The following is a 16,045-nucleotide window of genomic DNA, read 5'->3' on the forward strand; positions in this document are numbered from 1 at the left end:
TCTTCGCGCCGCTTTTACTCGCCGCCTGTCGCCGGCCCGAGCCGCGCAATCAGTTCCCGATGCGCGGGGTACTGCACCTGCAACTGTCCGACGTCGGCCACTTCGAACTCACTGAATTCGAAGCCCGGCGCGACCGTGCAGCCGACCACCGCGAAGCTCTCCGGGTCCTCGCATTCGGCCGCAAACCAGTCGCCCGCCAGCACGACCGCCTGAAACACGGTGTCCGGATGCGTGAGCGTGTTGCCCAGACGATGCGTGGTCAGCTTCCCTTGACCGTCAAGTACATGCACATTCAGCGGTTCCCCCGCATAGAAATGCCAGATTTCATCGGACTTTAGCCGGTGCCACGCGGAATGCGCGCCGTCGCACAGCATGTAGTAAATCGCCGTCGATGCCGAGCGCCGCTCGTTTGCATTTTCCTGACGATGGATGGTCTGCGTCGCGCGATAAGTCTCGCGGTAATAGCCGCCTTCCGGATGAGGCAACAAACCGAAGCGGCGAATCAGATCGTTCTGAGAATGGGCATTCGTGGACATGGCTGAAATGCGCTAGTGGTGCGCGCAACGGACGTTGAAGGATCGGACATCAACCATAGAACGTCTCAGCGCTCCCTTTCATCCAGCAATTTGAGCAGGCCGCGCAACGCATGTTCGGCCGCCTGCACGCGAATCCGTTCGCGATCGCCCTTGAATACGAGCGTCTCCACCACCGTGTGCAGACGGTTGCTCCAGCCAAACGACACCATGCCGACTGGCTTCGTCTCCGTGCCGCCACCCGGTCCGGCGACGCCGGTAATCGCGAGCGACACCTGCGCGCGGCTATTGCGCAGCGCGCCTTCAGCCATCGCGCGCGCGACCGGCTCGCTGACCGCGCCATGCTTTTCGATCATGTCGGCCGGCACGCCGATCATTTCGCTCTTCGCCTGATTCGAATACGTGACGAAGCCACGCTCGAACCAGCCGCTACTACCTGAAATGTCGGTAATTGCAGTCGCGACCATGCCGCCCGTGCACGACTCGGCAGTCGCGAGCATCAGGCGCTCATCGCGCAATCGGTTGCCGGCGCGAATCGCGAGTTGGTGGACGACGGTATCGGTAGGCATGCTTATATCCAGCGCTTGTATCCAGCTTGAGGCACGACGTTTCGCGCCGCGGTTCCGTTACGGCTGCGTTACGGTTCCGTTACGACGACCGGGCAACCGTCAGACGATGTGCGCCGTTCAGACCGCCATTCGCCACAACGCAATCACCAGCAGCGTGAAAAACGCGGCGACGAGATCATCGAACATGATGCCGAAGCCGCCTTTCAGTCTGCGGTCGAAATATCGGATGGGCGGCGGTTTCACCATATCGAAGAAACGGAACAGTACAAACGCCCACAGCTGGCCCGTGAACGATACCGGTGTGACCATTAGCAGCACGAGCCAGAATGCAACGATTTCGTCCCAAACGACCGGTGATGGATCGTCGATGCCAAGCCGGTTCGCTGTAAACCCGCAGACCGCGATTCCGCCGAAGAAACCGGCGACGATCAGAACGCCCCATTCGATCACCGTCAGCCTGTCCGCGAACAGCGCGAACGATGCCCATGCGAACAGCGTACCGATCGTACCCGGCATGATCGGCGATAGCCCGCTGCCGAAGCCGAGCGAGAACAGGTGCAACGGATGCGACAACATGAAGCGGGCCGTCGCGCGGCGCGGGCGCGGCTCGCGTGGTCTGCGGTTGTCGACGGCATGTGCATCGCGCGGCACCGAAGCGCCCGATGACGCGCCGTCTACCGCGGGACCGCGTGTCGAACCGACGGAAGGTTCAGTCTGCATGGAAATGATCGAAGCCTTGCAACGTCAATGTAAGCCGCGCGCCCGCTGCGTCGTGCCATGCGATCGTGGGCGGCGAGTCGGACGAATCGGAAGCGTTTATTGTACCGACGCGAGTCGTACATAGGCCCACGTTGTCACTCACTTTTTCAATTGATGCGCGCGCGGCGGGCGGCGCGGTGAAGCAAAGCTCGTAATCGTCGCCGCCCGCTATCGTGCAGCGGCGCTGCACATCGGGCGGCAGACGGCTCAGCGCCGCGGAGCGCGGCAGCGCGTCGACGTTGACGCTCGCATTCATCTGCGAGCGCTCGAGAATATGCATCAGATCGCCTGCGAGGCCGTCGGAGAGGTCGAGTGCCGCGTGCGCGATGCCGCGTAGCGCGAGACCGAGCGCGATGCGCGGCTCAGGGCGCTCGAGTGCGTGACGGAATGTCGCGGCGTCGCCGGCATCGGCCGCTCGCCACTCGCCACGTGCGACACCGAGCCCCGCGCGTGCGTCGCCGAGCGTGCCGGAGACCCAGATGTCGTCGCCGGGGAGAGCCGCGTCGCGCCGCAGTGCAACATGCGGCGGCACCGAACCGAAAACGGTGATGCACAAATTGAGCGGACCGGCTGTCGTGTCGCCGCCGATCAGTTCGCAATCGAACCGCTCGGCGAGTTCGAACAGCCCATCGCTGAACGCGGCGAGCCACGCTTCGTCCGCGCGCGGCAGCGAGAACGCGAGCGTGAACGACTGCGGCTTCGCGCCCATCGCGGCGAGATCCGACAGGTTCACTGCGAGCGCTTTATGGCCGAGCGCGCGCGGATCGATATCGGCGAAGAAGTGACGGCCTTCGACCAGCATGTCAGTCGATATTGCGAGCGTTTCGCCCGCGGGTGGAGAGAGCAGCGCGCAATCGTCGCCAATGCCGAGCGTCGCGGCGTGCGCGGTGCGTCCGGCGCCGGCGGATGCACGCGCACGGGCCGCACGGCGCGCAAAGAAGCGGTCGATCAACGAGAACTCTGAAAGCTTGGGCATGGGTGCCGGGGTACGGTTAGCGACCGAAGCCGTGCATTGCATTCAAGATAACTACACACCTGTGAACGTTGCAATGCGATCGGCGCAGAGCGCCTTTTAGCTCCATTTCGGCCGCAGCGGTTGTACTCGGAATGAAAGGCTCGTACTGTGGGATTGGCGCTACAATGCCGTCGAACTTCTATTCTAATCCGCCAATTCAGGCTCGCTTATGTCGAATTCCGCCAATAGCAAACTCCGTGAAGCTGCGCTCGATTATCACGAATTTCCGACTCCGGGGAAGATCGCAGTCACTCCCACGAAGCAGATGATCAATCAGCGCGATCTCGCGCTGGCGTATTCGCCGGGTGTCGCATTCGCGTGTGAAGAAATCGTCGAGAACCCGCTGAATGCGGCGCGCTTCACCGCGCGCAGCAACCTGGTCGGCGTGGTCACGAACGGTACGGCGGTGCTCGGCCTCGGCAATATCGGCCCGCTCGCGTCGAAGCCGGTGATGGAAGGCAAGGCTGCGCTCTTCAAGAAGTTCGCCGGCATCGACGTGTTCGACATCGAGCTGAACGAGATGGACCCGCACAAGCTGGTCGACGTGATTGCCGCGCTCGAGCCGACGTTCGGCGGTATCAATCTCGAAGACATCAAGGCGCCGGATTGCTTCATCGTCGAGCGTGAATGCCGCAAGCGGATGAAAATCCCGGTCTTCCACGACGACCAGCACGGTACTGCGATCGTCGTTGCCGCCGCGATCCTGAATGGCCTGAAAGTGGTCAACAAGAATATTCGCGAAGTGAAGCTGGTTGCGTCGGGCGCGGGTGCCGCGGCGCTCGCGTGTCTGGATCTGCTTGTCGATCTCGGCCTGCCGCTCGATAACATCACCGTGACGGACCTGGCCGGCGTGGTCTACAAAGGCCGCACTGAGCTGATGGATCCGGACAAGGAACGCTTCGCACGCGAAACGAACGCGCGCACGCTGTCTGAAGTGATCGGCGGCGCCGATGTGTTTCTCGGTTTGTCGGCCGCAGGCGTGCTGAAGAAGGAGATGGTCAAGGGCATGGCCGACAAGCCGCTTATTCTGGCGCTGGCGAACCCGACGCCGGAAATCCTGCCTGAGGACGCACGCGAAGCGCGTCCGGATGCAGTGATCGCGACCGGCCGCACCGACTATCCGAACCAGGTCAACAACGTTCTGTGCTTCCCTTTCATCTTCCGCGGCGCATTGGATGCGGGCGCAACGACTATCACGCGTGAGATGGAAATCGCCGCGGTGAACGCGATTGCCGAACTGGCACGCCAGGAACAAAGCGATATCGTCGCGACCGCGTACGGTATTCAGGATCTGTCGTTCGGGCCGGACTACCTGATTCCGAAGCCGTTCGATCCGCGGCTGATCGTCAAGGTCGCGCCGGCTGTCGCGAAGGCCGCGATGGACTCCGGCGTCGCGACCCGTCCGATCGAAGACATGGACGCGTACGAACAGCATCTGCAGCAGTTCGTCTATCACAGCGGCAATACGATGAAACCGATTTTCCAGCTTGCGCGCAGCGTCGAGCCGGAGAAGAAGCGCATCGTGTTCGCGGAAGGCGAGGAAGAGCGCGTGCTGCGCGCGGTGCAGATCATCGTCGACGAGAAGATCGCAAAGCCGGTGCTGATCGGCCGGCCGGCCGTGATCGAGCAGCGCATTGCGCGCTATGGACTGCGTCTCGTGTCGGGGCAGGACTACACGATCGTCAACACGGATCACGACGAGCGCTATCGCGACTTCTGGCAGACCTACGCGAAGATGATGTCGCGCAAGGGCATCAGTGAGCAGATGGCGAAGCTCGAAATGCGCCGCCGCACCACACTGATCGGTTCGATGCTCGTGAAGAAGGGCGAAGCGGACGGGATGATTTGCGGCACGATCAGCACCACGCATCGCCATCTGCATTTCATCGACCAGGTGATAGGCAAGAAGGAAGGCGCGAGCGTCTATGCGGCGATGAACGCGCTGGTGTTGCCGAACCGGCAGATTTTCCTCGTCGACACGCACGTGAACGTCGATCCGACGCCGGCGCAACTGTGCGAAATCACGATCATGGCGGCCGAAGAAGTGCGCCGCTTCGGTATCGTGCCGAAGATCGCGTTGCTGTCGCATTCGAATTTCGGCACAAGTCACGCACCGTCCGCGCAGAAGATGCGCGAGCTGCTTGCACTGCTGAAGGAGCACGCACCGGACCTGCAAGTGGATGGTGAAATGCATGGCGACGTCGCACTCGATGCGAATCTGCGCCGCGAAATTCTCCCGGAGTCGACGCTCGAAGGCGATGCCAATCTGCTCGTGCTGCCGAACATCGATGCGGCGAACATCTCGTACAACCTGCTGAAGACGGCGGCGGGCAACAACATCGCGATCGGTCCGATGCTGCTCGGCGCAGCACAGCCGGTGGCCGTGTTGACCGCATCGGCGACCGTGCGACGAATCGTCAACATGACGGCGCTGCTCGTCGCGGACGCGAACGCCACGCGTTAGACCGACGACCGATCCGACGTCAGACCGCCGCGGTTGAGCATTAGCGAACCGCGGCGTTTTTTTACGCGCGGTCACGGCACAGTTCACGTCGCTTACGCCGGCAAACCGGCAAACCCTTCGCCCTCAAAAAAGGGCGTGCCCGCAACGGGCACGCCTGAGGGTGAGCAGGGGATTGAATCACCCAAAAAAGGCCGGATGCTGGCATTCCGTTTTGCGGAACGCCCGGGGCAAGGAGGCATGAGGTATTTGCCCCGCATCTCCGCCTTGGTTTAATTTTATCTTGTTTGAGTTAAGAAATCTGTCAAGAGTTGTCAGTGCAGCAGCGCGTGCGACGCGTCACTTTCCACGCACTTTCCGGGGTCGATACGAGCAAAACCTTTCATTTTCCGAACGAACGTTGCTTCCAGGGTGCTTTAGCGATACCCTTACGACTTTCATGGTCGTCGAACTCGTGATCTAACAGCGGGAACCCTGAATTCATGGCACGCAGGTGGCTTCGCAACGGCGTGCTGGTCGCCGTCCTGTCGGTCGGCGGTCTGTGCAGCGGTTTTGCGCCTGTCGTCGGTTCTGTGGCTTTTGGCCGCGACATCACGGCACTGGGCAGCACTGGCACCGTCTCGGTGGCGCAGTTGCCGCCGGAAGCAGTCAAAACATTGAACTTGATTGCGGCAGGTGGGCCTTACCCGTATGAGAAGGATGGCGTCGTATTCGGCAACCGCGAGCGGTTGCTGCCGTCGCGCCAGCGGGGCTATTACCACGAATACACCGTTCCCACGCCGCATGCCCATAATCGCGGAGCGCGCCGCATTGTCTGTGGCGGTCCGCCAAGGCGAACCGACAACTGTTATTACAGCGACGATCACTACGCCAGTTTTAATCGCATCATTGAATGACTTCGGGACACACGGCATGAGCGACAACATCTACGCACACGACCGCAAAGTCGCGAGAGATCTTTTTACGTCCGGCGACGGTAATCTGTTCCAACGCGTGATGCAGATGCGCGAGGCCGGCGAGGGTCAGGGCGGCACGGTCGAGCAGCAAGCCGGTACGGCGCATTCATCGAATGAGGAATCCATGAGTCTTTTCGCGACCGTACGACCGAACCTCGTACAGTCGATTCGCGCTTTTCGTGTGCAGGACCTGGCCGATGAAGCGCAGAAACTCGGCCAGCATTTCCTGTTTGCGTGCTGTGGAAACGCACAAAGCAAACAGGAAGTGATGGAAACCATTGCGACGTCGTTCCTGTTTCCGAAGCATTTCGGCAAGAATTACGACGCGCTGTACGACTGTCTGACTGACCTCGTCGCGAAGGCGGGCACTCAGCCGGGCTTTGTGATCGTGCTCGAGGCGCTGCCGGTCGCGCAGAAATTCGACAAGGAAGCGCGCGAAACGCTGCTCGACGTGTTCCGTGAGGCTGCGGAGTTCTGGGCCGAGCGGAAGGTCGCTTTCCGGGTGTTCTACTCGTTCGCGTGAAAGATCCGGCCGCGTGCGGTTCGGTTTTTCGATAAAGCGAAACCGATCAGCAACGGGTCACGCGCGCAACTGCTTTCAGCAAAAGGGCTCGCTGATTTGATTGGCGGGCCCTTTCGTCTTTCTTCGTCAATGGCGTTGTGTGCGGTGGGTTGCTAACCAGTCTGCTGTTCACCAGCCGCCCCAGCGCGCCGCCAACGCGGATAACACCGCGATGCCAGCCGTTTCGGTCCGCAGCACGCGCGGGCCCAAGCCGACCGCCGTGAAACCGTGGCTCGTCGCGGCGGCTTCCTCCGCGGCTGAAAAGCCGCCTTCCGGTCCGATCAGCACCAATGCCCGAAGCTTCGGCGGCTCGTGTGTCAGTGCGGAAAACGGCACGCTTGCGCGCGGCGACAACAGCAGGCGCAGTTCGCCGTTTTCCGGTTCTTTTGGCATCGAGCCGAGCCATGTCGCGAGTTCGCGCGTCGGCAGCACCTCCGGCAGACGATTGCGTCCGCATTGCTCGCAAGACGCCTGTACGATGCGCTGCCAATGCACCTGACGCCGCTGCGCGCGTTCGCCGGACAAGCGCACCACGCTGCGCGTCGTGGTCAGCGGCGCGAACGCGGAGGCGCCGAGTTCGACCGCCTTCTCGATCAACCAGTCCATCTTGTCGCTGCCCGCGATGCCCTGCGCGAGCGTCAGGTGATAGGGCGGCTCAGCTTCGACATCGCGGAATTCGCCGAGGCGCACGGTCGACCCGCGCCGTTCCATCTCGACGACTTCCGCGCCGTACTCGCCGCCCATGCCGTTAAAGAGCGTGATCGTGTCGCCTGGCTGGAGGCGCAACACCTGAACATGTCGATTGACGTCGTCGGGCAGCGCGACGACGTCGCCGGCCGTGAGCGCGGTCCCGACGAAAAAGCGGGGCATAAGCGAAGTTCTCATTGATTCACGACAGATGGCGAGCGAGCGCCCAGCGGTACCCATCGGGGTCTTCGATTTGCGCGAAGCGATCGCCCCAGAATTGATCTTGCGGCTCGCTCAACGATTTCGCACCGGCCGCGACTGCCCGGGCAAACACCGCATCGACGTCGTCGACGTAAAGGTAGAAAGACTGCGGTGCGATTGCGTTCGCGCTTTTCGGTGTCATCGCCTTCGAGCCGAATGCGCCCTCCGGCGCGAACATCACGATCAACTGGTCGCGATAGGTCATCTCGACGTGCATCAGTGCGCCGTCGTCGTGCACGCTATCGCGCACGCGAAAGCCGAGCGCGGTCTCGTAAAACGCGATCGCGATGCGCGCGTCGCGGACCGTCAGATACGGCGTCAACCACGGCACTCCGGCTGGGCGTGGGGAAGTCATCGAGCTCTCCTGAATCTTTGCGTCGTCTCGTCGTCGCCGTCTGCTGCTGGAGGCTTCGTTGCCGGGCCGGATTGCGGCGACTCACGGAGCGGGGCATTGTGCATGACTGTCATCGCGACGGCTTTAAGAATCGGCCTAGTTTATCGCGCACTGAATGCGGCGCGGCGAACAGCGCCGCGTGCGTTGCCGCATCGTAGAAGCGCAGTGCGTGCAGACCGCGTTGCGCGAGCCGTGCGGAAAGCTCGTGCGCGGTGAGCGCAGCAGCGTCGAGCGTATCGCTCGCGATAGCCATCATCCATAGCGAACCGTAGAGGGGTACATAGGCCGCGAGCGGGCGAACCACCGCGAATATCTGCCGCAAATTCTCCAGTAATGCGGCGACGCGCGCCGCATGAAAATACGGTGAGCCGAGATGCAGTGAGACGGCTGCGGTTGGCGCGAGGATGCGTTTCAGACCGGTGAGGAACGCTGGCGTATACAGGCCTGCGGCCGGTGAATCGGGCGGCGTCAGATCGAACACGACGAGATCGAATAACGCCCTGTTCGCGTGCGAAGCGCCTGCAATCTGTCGCGCTACATATTCCGCTGCATCGCCGATCACGAGCTCGACACGCGGATCGTCGAGCGCGCCGCCGTGCACGTCGGGCAAATGCTCGCGCGTGAGCCGCACCACTTCGGCATCGAGTTCGGCGACGACGATCCGCTCGATGCTCCGATGCGCGAGCAACTGTTTCGCCGCACCGCCGTCGCCGCCGCCGAGCACCAGCGCCGCGCGCGGTGCCGGATGGGTCAGCGCGGCCGGCTGCGTCATGCATTCGTGGTAGATAAACTCGTCGCCGCTCGATGTCATCGGCCGGCCGTCGAGCGTGAAAAGCCGCCCGAGCTGCGGCGTGTCCCACACCTCGATGTGCTGATGCGGCGAATCGACGCGCACGAGTCGGCGCGCGTTCGGAAAACCGTAGACGGCGTCGGGCGCGGGCTGAAACAGTAGCGAGGCGCTCACAAAGCAGCGTTGCGCAGGCGATGCGCGGCGAGTTGGAATCCGACGATTATAAGGGCCGTACGGCCGCGCCACGCCGCATCTGCAAAGGGGACAAAGCCGATCATCTGTTAGAATATTCCGCTTTCTAGCCTCGTCCGATTGCCTGGCCGTTTTGTATCACCAGCGCCACCGCCTTTACGTCACCGAGCGCCACTGAGCGCCACTGAGCGCGCCAACCGCCGCCATTGCGTACCACACCGCGCGCCATCCTGCGGGCGCCGTCGAGGTCCGCCGATGTGCGTCGAGGCTGACTGACTGGCTGCCAAGCTTCCGGACAACCCGCCCGCGCCTTGCTTTTTGGACTCGTTCTCCGGATCTGACATGACGACCTCCTCTCCCGCCCCGACCTCCCTGATGGCCAACGCGATCCGCGCGCTGGCGATGGATTCCGTGCAGAAGGCGAACTCCGGCCACCCCGGCATGCCGATGGGCATGGCGGAAATTGCCGTCGCTCTGTGGTCGCGCCATCTGCGTCACAACCCGAAGAATCCGCACTGGGCGGACCGCGACCGCTTCGTGCTGTCGAATGGGCACGGCTCGATGCTGCTCTACTCGCTGCTGCATCTGACCGGCTATGACCTGCCGATCGACGAACTGAAGAACTTCCGTCAATTGCATTCGAAGACGCCGGGTCACCCCGAGTACGGTATGACCACAGGTGTCGAAACGACCACCGGCCCGCTCGGCCAGGGTCTGGCGAATTCCGTGGGTATGGCGCTTGCGGAAGCACTGCTTGCCGAAGAGTTCAACAAGCCGGACGCGAAGATCGTCGATCACCACACGTATGTGTTCCTTGGCGACGGCTGCCTGATGGAAGGCATTTCGCACGAAGCCTGTTCGTTCGCCGGCACGCTGAAGCTGAACAAGCTGATCTGCTTCTACGACGACAACGGCATCTCGATCGATGGCGAAGTCGTGAACTGGTTCCACGACAACACGCCGAAGCGCTTCGAAGCGTACGGCTGGAACGTGATTCCGAACGTGAAGGGCGACGATGTCGAAGCGGTCGACGCGGCAATCAGGAACGCGAAGCAGTCGGACAAGCCGACGCTGATCTGCTGCAAGACGGTGATCGGCGAAGGTTCGCCGCACAAGGCGGGCTCGCACGACGCGCACGGCGCGGCGCTCGGCGCGGACGAAGTCGCGGCGACGCGCAAGAACATCGGCTGGAGCTGGGAGCCGTTCGTAATTCCGCAGGAAGTGTATGCGGCGTGGGATGCGAAGGAATCGGGCACAAATGTCGAAGGCGAATGGAACAAGCGTTTCGCCGACTACCGGGCGAAGTACCCGAACGAGGCTGCTGAGTTCGAGCGCCGCATGGCCGGCAAGCTGCCCGCTGATTGGGCACAAAAGGCACAGGCCATCATTGCCGGCGCGAACGAGCGCAAGGAAACCGTGGCCACGCGCAAGGCATCGCAGCAGGCCATCGAAGGCCTCGCCGCGGTGCTGCCGGAACTGCTCGGCGGTTCGGCCGACCTGACCGGCTCGAACCTCACGAACTGGAAAGCGAGCAAAGCAGTGCGCGCGCGCAAGGAAGGCTCGAGCGGCATCCAGTGGGGCAATCACATCAACTACGGCGTGCGCGAGTTCGGCATGAGCGCCGCGCTGAACGGCATCACCGTGCATGGCGGTTACAAGGCGTTCGGCGGCACGTTCCTGACGTTCTCCGACTACAGCCGTAACGCGTTGCGCGTGGCCGCGCTGATGAAGGCGCCGAGCATTTTCGTGTTTACGCACGATTCGATCGGCCTTGGTGAAGACGGCCCGACGCACCAGTCCGTCGAACATGTTGCGAGCTTGCGTCTGATTCCGCATATGACGGTATGGCGTCCGGCTGATACCGTCGAAACGGCCGTCGCGTGGACGCAGTCGATCGAGCACAAGGGGCCGTCGAGCCTGATTTTCAGCCGGCAGAATCTGCAGTTCTCAGAGCGTACCGACGCGCAGATCGCTAACATTGCAAAGGGCGGCTACGTGCTGCGCGACTGGAGCGACGACGTGCCCGCGCGTAAGGTGATCCTGATCGCGACGGGCTCCGAAGTGGAGCTGGCGATGAAAGCCGTCGAGCCGCTCGCGCGTGAGGGCATTGCCGCGCGCGTCGTGTCGATGCCGTCGACGAACGTGTACGACCGGCAGGATGCCGCGTATCGCGAACGCGTGTTGCCCGCCGGCGTACGGCGCGTCGCGATCGAAGCGGGTGTGACCGAATACTGGCGCAAGTACGTGGGCCTTGAAGGCGGCGTGGTCGGTATCGACACGTTCGGCGAATCGGCGCCCGCGGGTGCGCTGTTCAAGCATTTCGGCTTTACCGTCGAGAACGTAGTGGAGACGGTCAAGGCCACGCTCGGCTGATGCATGAAGCGCTACCGCTGCGTGCCGCACGATGCACGCGACTGGCGGTGGCGCGGTCCGCAGCCGGAACGTATGGGTTTTCTTTAGTCACCAGGAGATAGCAATGACGATTCGCGTCGCAATCAACGGCTATGGCCGGATTGGCCGAAACACGCTGCGTGCGTTCTATGAGAACGGCAAGAAACACGACCTCCAGATCGTGGCGATCAACGACCTCGGCGATGCCAACACCAACGCGCATCTGACCCAGTACGACACCGCGCACGGCCGTTTTCCTGGCGAAGTGAAGGTGGACGGTGAAAACCTCGTCGTGAACGGCGACAAGATCCGCGTGCTCGCGAATCGCAACCCGGCTGAACTGCCGTGGGGCGATCTCGGTGTCGACGTGGTGATGGAGTGCACCGGTTTCTTCACGACGAAGGAAAAGGCGAGCGCGCACCTGAAGGGCGGCGCGAAGAAAGTGATTATCTCGGCGCCGGGCGGTAAGGACGTCGACGCGACGATCGTCTACGGCGTCAACCATCAAACGCTGAAGCCCGAGCACACGGTGATCTCGAACGCGTCGTGCACGACGAACTGCCTCGCACCGCTCGTTAAGCCGCTGAACGACAAGATCGGGCTCGAAAGCGGGCTGATGACGACGATTCACGCGTACACGAACGATCAGGTGCTGACCGACGTGTATCACGAAGACCTGCGCCGCGCCCGTTCGGCCACGCACAGCCAGATTCCGACGAAGACGGGCGCCGCATCGGCTGTCGGTCTCGTGCTGCCGGAGCTGAACGGCAAGCTCGATGGCTACGCGATTCGTGTTCCGACCATCAACGTGTCGATTGTCGATCTGTCGTTTATCGCGAAGCGCGATACGACGGTCGATGAAGTGAACGCGATCATGAAGGAAGCATCGGAAAACGGCGCGTTGAAGGGCATTCTCGGCTACAACGCCGCGCCGCTCGTGTCGATCGACTTCAACCACAACCCGGCTTCGTCGACGTTCGATGCAACGCTGACGAAGGTGTCGGGCCGTCTGGTGAAGGTGTCGAGCTGGTACGACAACGAGTGGGGCTTCTCGAACCGGATGCTGGACACCGCTGTCGCGTTCGCGAACGCGAAGTAAGCGTCGCACGCGTGCGTCGAAGAAGGCTGCCTTACGAGGCAGCCTTTTTTATTTTTGCGGCGTCGGGAAATACACACCCGCGCGCTGCGCGGCATTCGCGATATGCGTTTCGATCGCATTGCCCGCCGCGGCGGAATCACGCGCCTCGAGCGCGTCGAGAATCGCGCGGTGTTCGTGATACGTCGATAACACCAGTTCGCGCCGATAAAACGGCATCCGCTGGCTTTCCTTCATGATGTCCGCGCTGCTGCGCAGGACCGCCTCGATCGCTGCATTGCCGGCGATGTTCACGATTCGCATGTGGAACTCGAAATCGAGCTGCGCGGCGTGGTCGAGCTCGGTCGCGACGAGCGCCGAATGCAGCGCCGCGATGTTCTCCTCGAACCATGCGACGTCATCCTCGCTGATCGCGAGCGCCGCCATGCGCGCTGCAAAGCCTTCGAGCGCATAACGCATCTGGTAGGTGTCCGGCAACGACGACTGATCGGCGAAACGCCACGGATGCACGTTCGACGCCTTCGTGCTTTGCACGTACACGCCTTTGCCCGCCCGGATCGCCAGCAGGCCGAGCGCTTCAAGCGTGGTCAGCGCTTCGCGTAGAGACGCACGGCTGATCGACAACTCGTCGGAAAGCTGGCGCTGTGCGGGCAGCAGGCTGCCGACCGGATAAACGCCGCCTTCGATCCGTTCGCGGATCGTCGCGATGGCGGCGTCGGTGACGGTATGCGGAACGTTCTTCATGATTGCGAGAGGCTCTGGCGTGGTCTGACCGGTATTGTAGTGCGCGGTTTCGCGATGCACATCATCCGTTGCGCGAAACGAACGTCCGTGCAGCAAAAGGTCACGGAATCATTGGCAAAATGCGCGGGTAAACACGGCCTCCACATTCCTTGACGAGCCTATATCGGCTTCCTACTATCCGGCATAACAGTGCTGGTCGGACCAGTCTGAACTGAGCAATCCGTAACCGGGAGAAAGCCGTGTTGAAGTTCTTCAATTCGCTGTTTGGCCGGGTGGTGATCGCGCTGGTCGCGGGCATCGTGATCGGCGCGCTATTTCCGCATTTCGCGCAGTCGCTGCGGCCGCTCGGCGACGGTTTCCTGAAGCTGATCAAGATGGTGATCGGTCCGATCGTGTTCTGCGTCGTCGTGAGCGGAATGGCGAACGCCGGTGACCTGAAGAAAGTCGGCCGGGTCGGTGTGAAGGCGGTGGTCTACTTCGAAATCATGACCACGATCGCGCTCGTGATCGGTGCGGTGCTCGCGTATATGACGCGACCCGGTGTCGGCATGAACATCGACCTGCATTCGCTCGATGCGGCGTCGCTTGCCACGTACACCGATCACGCGAAAAGCCTGAAGGACACCGCGGGCTTTCTGCTGAAGATCATCCCCGACACCGCGCTCGACGCGTTCGCGAAGGGCGACATTCTGCAGATTCTCGTGTTTTCGGTGTTGTTCGGCTCCGCGCTGTCGCTGCTCGGTGAGCGTGCGCAGCGCGTCAGCGGCTTGATCGAAGAGCTTTCGCACGTGTTCTTCCGGGTGATGAGCTTCATCATCAAGCTCGCGCCGCTCGGTGTGCTCGGCGCGATCGCCTTCACGACCGGCACGTACGGCGTCGCGTCGCTGAAACAGCTTGGCATGCTGGTGGTCGTGTTCTACGCGAGCTGCATCGTGTTCGTCGCGGTCGTGCTCGGCATCGTGATGCGGCTGTCGGGTTTGAGCGTGTTCAAGCTGATCCGTTACCTGCGCGAGGAGCTGTCGATCGTGCTCGGCACCGCGTCGTCCGATGCGGTGCTGCCGCAGATCATGCGCAAGCTCGAGTGGATGGGCGTGAAGGATTCGACCGTAGGCCTTGTAATCCCGACGGGCTACTCGTTCAACCTCGACGGCTTCTCGATCTACCTGACGCTCGCGGTGATCTTTATCGCGCAAGCGACCAATACGCCGCTGTCGATGCACGACCTGATCGTCGTGGTGCTGGTGTCGCTGGTGACGTCGAAGGGCGCGCATGGCATTCCCGGTTCCGCAATCGTGATTCTGGCCGCGACGCTGTCCGCGATTCCGGCGATTCCGGTGCTTGGCCTCGTGCTGATCCTGCCGGTCGACTGGTTCGTCGGCATCGCGCGGGCGCTGACGAATCTGATCGGCAACTGTGTTGCGACGGTGGTCGTCGCGTCGTGGGAATCGGACATCGACAAGGTGCGCGCGCGGCAGGTGCTGAATCTTGCGCCGGGCTACCGCTACACCGCCGCGGAAATCGAAACACCTGACGAAGCGCAGCACCACAGCCATGCGCACGCGGTTTAACCCCCGCCTCGTCTTGAACGGCAACCGCATTTATCGACTGATCGGATAAACCATCATGGCTCAACCTGCCCTCGACCCGAATGCCCCCGCTTTCACGCGCCGCTATATGAACCTTGCCGATCCGCGGCTAGGCGCGCAGGCGCTTTTCGCAAGCGATGAGTTCTTTGCGCCGAAAGAGCGCATGCTCGACCCGCAACCGGCTGTGTTCATTCCCGGCAAATACGACGATCACGGCAAGTGGATGGACGGCTGGGAGACGCGCCGCAAGCGCACGACCGGCCACGACTACTGTGTGCTGCGGCTCGCGCGGCCGGGCGTCGTGCACGGGGTCGATCTGGATACGAGCCATTTCACCGGCAATTTCCCACCGGCCGCGTCGATCGACGGCTGTTGCACGGACGCCGACGTGCCGCCGGATCACGCCGATTGGCAGAGCGTGGTGCCGCCGACTACGTTGCAAGGCAATCAGCATCACTACATCGAAGTCCACGATGCGCGCGTGTTCACCCATTTGCGCGTGAATCTGTACCCGGACGGCGGCCTCGCGCGACTGCGCGTGTACGGGCAGCCCAAGCGGGACTGGGAACGCGCCGGGGGCGGCACGCTGATCGATCTCGCGGCGATTGAAAACGGCGCGTATCTGGTCGCCGCGAACAATCAGCATTTTGGGCCGGCTTCGCAGATGCTGATGCCGGGTCGTGGCGTGAACATGGGTGACGGCTGGGAAACGCGCCGCCGCCGCGAACCGGGCAACGACTGGGCGATCGTCGCGCTCGCGCGGCCGGGCACGATCCGCAAGGTCGAAGTCGATACCGCGCACTTCAAAGGCAATTTCCCGGACCGTTGTTCCCTGCAGGCCGCAACGGTCACCGGCGGCACAGATGAATCGCTTGTCACGCAGGCGATGTTCTGGCCGGTGCTGCTAGCCGAGCAGAAGCTGCAGATGGACCACGTGCATACGTTCGGCGCGGAACTGGCGGCGCTCGGGCCGCTCACGCATGTACGCTTCAATATCTACCCGGATGGCGGCGTGTCGCGCCTGCGTCTGTGGGGGGAAATCGAGTAAC

15 protein-coding genes are annotated in these 16,045 nt (G+C 62.4%); 7 read left to right on the forward strand and 8 right to left on the reverse strand.

Going from position 1 to position 16,045, the window contains the following annotated elements; all coding sequences use genetic code 11:
- Window positions 1-14: 14 nt before the first annotated feature.
- From BX592_RS13710 to thiL, 4 genes are all read right to left on the reverse strand, one after another.
- The gene (locus BX592_RS13710; RefSeq protein ID WP_134192331.1) at window positions 15-536 is read right to left on the reverse strand and encodes a cupin domain-containing protein; all 522 of its coding nucleotides are present in this window, start codon (window positions 534-536) and stop codon (window positions 15-17) included.
- 65 nt (window positions 537-601) lie between these two features.
- Complete coding sequence (locus tag BX592_RS13715) at window positions 602-1,102, reverse strand: CinA family protein (protein WP_134192332.1); 501 nt, start codon at window positions 1,100-1,102, stop codon at window positions 602-604.
- Window positions 1,103-1,219: 117 nt separating this feature from the next.
- Window positions 1,220-1,822: a phosphatidylglycerophosphatase A family protein gene (locus BX592_RS13720; protein ID WP_243849535.1), complete on the reverse strand. Its 603-nt coding sequence runs from the start codon at window positions 1,820-1,822 to the stop codon at window positions 1,220-1,222.
- A complete protein-coding gene (gene thiL / locus BX592_RS13725) occupies window positions 1,812-2,837 on the reverse strand; it encodes a thiamine-phosphate kinase (RefSeq protein ID WP_134192333.1) in 1,026 nt (341 codons plus the stop codon). Before thiL ends, BX592_RS13720 begins: the two co-directional genes overlap by 11 nt.
- 208 nt (window positions 2,838-3,045) lie before the next feature.
- Between thiL and BX592_RS13730 the strand changes: the two genes are divergently transcribed.
- The 3 genes from BX592_RS13730 (at window position 3,046) to BX592_RS13740 (ending at window position 6,816) form a co-directional block, all read left to right on the forward strand.
- Window positions 3,046-5,340, forward strand: coding sequence for an NADP-dependent malic enzyme (locus BX592_RS13730; protein WP_134192334.1), 2,295 nt, complete (start codon window positions 3,046-3,048; stop codon window positions 5,338-5,340).
- A gap of 479 nt (window positions 5,341-5,819) precedes the next feature.
- Window positions 5,820-6,233, forward strand: a complete 414-nt coding sequence (locus BX592_RS13735; RefSeq protein WP_134192335.1) for a ribonuclease — start codon at window positions 5,820-5,822, stop codon at window positions 6,231-6,233.
- A gap of 16 nt (window positions 6,234-6,249) precedes the next feature.
- Window positions 6,250-6,816, forward strand: coding sequence for a barstar family protein (locus BX592_RS13740; RefSeq protein WP_134192336.1), 567 nt, complete (start codon window positions 6,250-6,252; stop codon window positions 6,814-6,816).
- Window positions 6,817-6,984: 168 nt separating this feature from the next.
- Here BX592_RS13740 and BX592_RS13745 read toward each other — a convergent pair whose 3' ends face one another.
- From BX592_RS13745 to speE, 3 genes are all read right to left on the reverse strand, one after another.
- Entirely contained in the window at window positions 6,985-7,725 is a 741-nt protein-coding gene (locus BX592_RS13745; RefSeq protein ID WP_134192337.1) for a 16S rRNA (uracil(1498)-N(3))-methyltransferase, read from the reverse strand.
- 19 nt (window positions 7,726-7,744) lie between these two features.
- Entirely contained in the window at window positions 7,745-8,158 is a 414-nt protein-coding gene (locus BX592_RS13750; protein WP_134192338.1) for a VOC family protein, read from the reverse strand.
- 109 nt (window positions 8,159-8,267) lie between these two features.
- On the reverse strand, window positions 8,268-9,161 hold the full coding sequence (gene speE / locus BX592_RS13755; RefSeq protein ID WP_134192339.1) for a polyamine aminopropyltransferase: 894 nt from the start codon (window positions 9,159-9,161) through the stop codon (window positions 8,268-8,270).
- Between the two features lie 360 nt (window positions 9,162-9,521).
- Here speE and tkt point away from each other — a divergent pair, with 360 nt between their 5' ends.
- Window positions 9,522-11,552: a transketolase gene (gene tkt / locus BX592_RS13760; RefSeq protein WP_134192340.1), complete on the forward strand. Its 2,031-nt coding sequence runs from the start codon at window positions 9,522-9,524 to the stop codon at window positions 11,550-11,552.
- Window positions 11,553-11,655: 103 nt separating this feature from the next.
- The gene (gap, locus tag BX592_RS13765) at window positions 11,656-12,669 is read left to right on the forward strand and encodes a type I glyceraldehyde-3-phosphate dehydrogenase (RefSeq protein WP_134192341.1); all 1,014 of its coding nucleotides are present in this window, start codon (window positions 11,656-11,658) and stop codon (window positions 12,667-12,669) included.
- Between the two features lie 48 nt (window positions 12,670-12,717).
- Here gap and BX592_RS13770 read toward each other — a convergent pair whose 3' ends face one another.
- Window positions 12,718-13,410, reverse strand: a complete 693-nt coding sequence (locus BX592_RS13770; RefSeq protein ID WP_134192342.1) for a FadR/GntR family transcriptional regulator — start codon at window positions 13,408-13,410, stop codon at window positions 12,718-12,720.
- Between the two features lie 239 nt (window positions 13,411-13,649).
- Between BX592_RS13770 and BX592_RS13775 the strand changes: the two genes are divergently transcribed.
- Window positions 13,650-14,978 carry a C4-dicarboxylate transporter DctA gene (locus tag BX592_RS13775; RefSeq protein ID WP_377681585.1) on the forward strand — a complete coding sequence of 443 codons (1,329 nt, stop codon included), beginning with the start codon at window positions 13,650-13,652 and terminating at the stop codon, window positions 14,976-14,978.
- 55 nt (window positions 14,979-15,033) lie between these two features.
- Complete coding sequence (gene alc / locus BX592_RS13780) at window positions 15,034-16,044, forward strand: allantoicase (RefSeq protein WP_134192343.1); 1,011 nt, start codon at window positions 15,034-15,036, stop codon at window positions 16,042-16,044.
- Window position 16,045 lies beyond the last annotated feature (1 nt).

Source organism: Paraburkholderia rhizosphaerae, from assembly GCF_004366595.1.
In the GTDB taxonomy this organism is placed as follows: Bacteria; Pseudomonadota; Gammaproteobacteria; order Burkholderiales; family Burkholderiaceae; genus Paraburkholderia; species Paraburkholderia rhizosphaerae.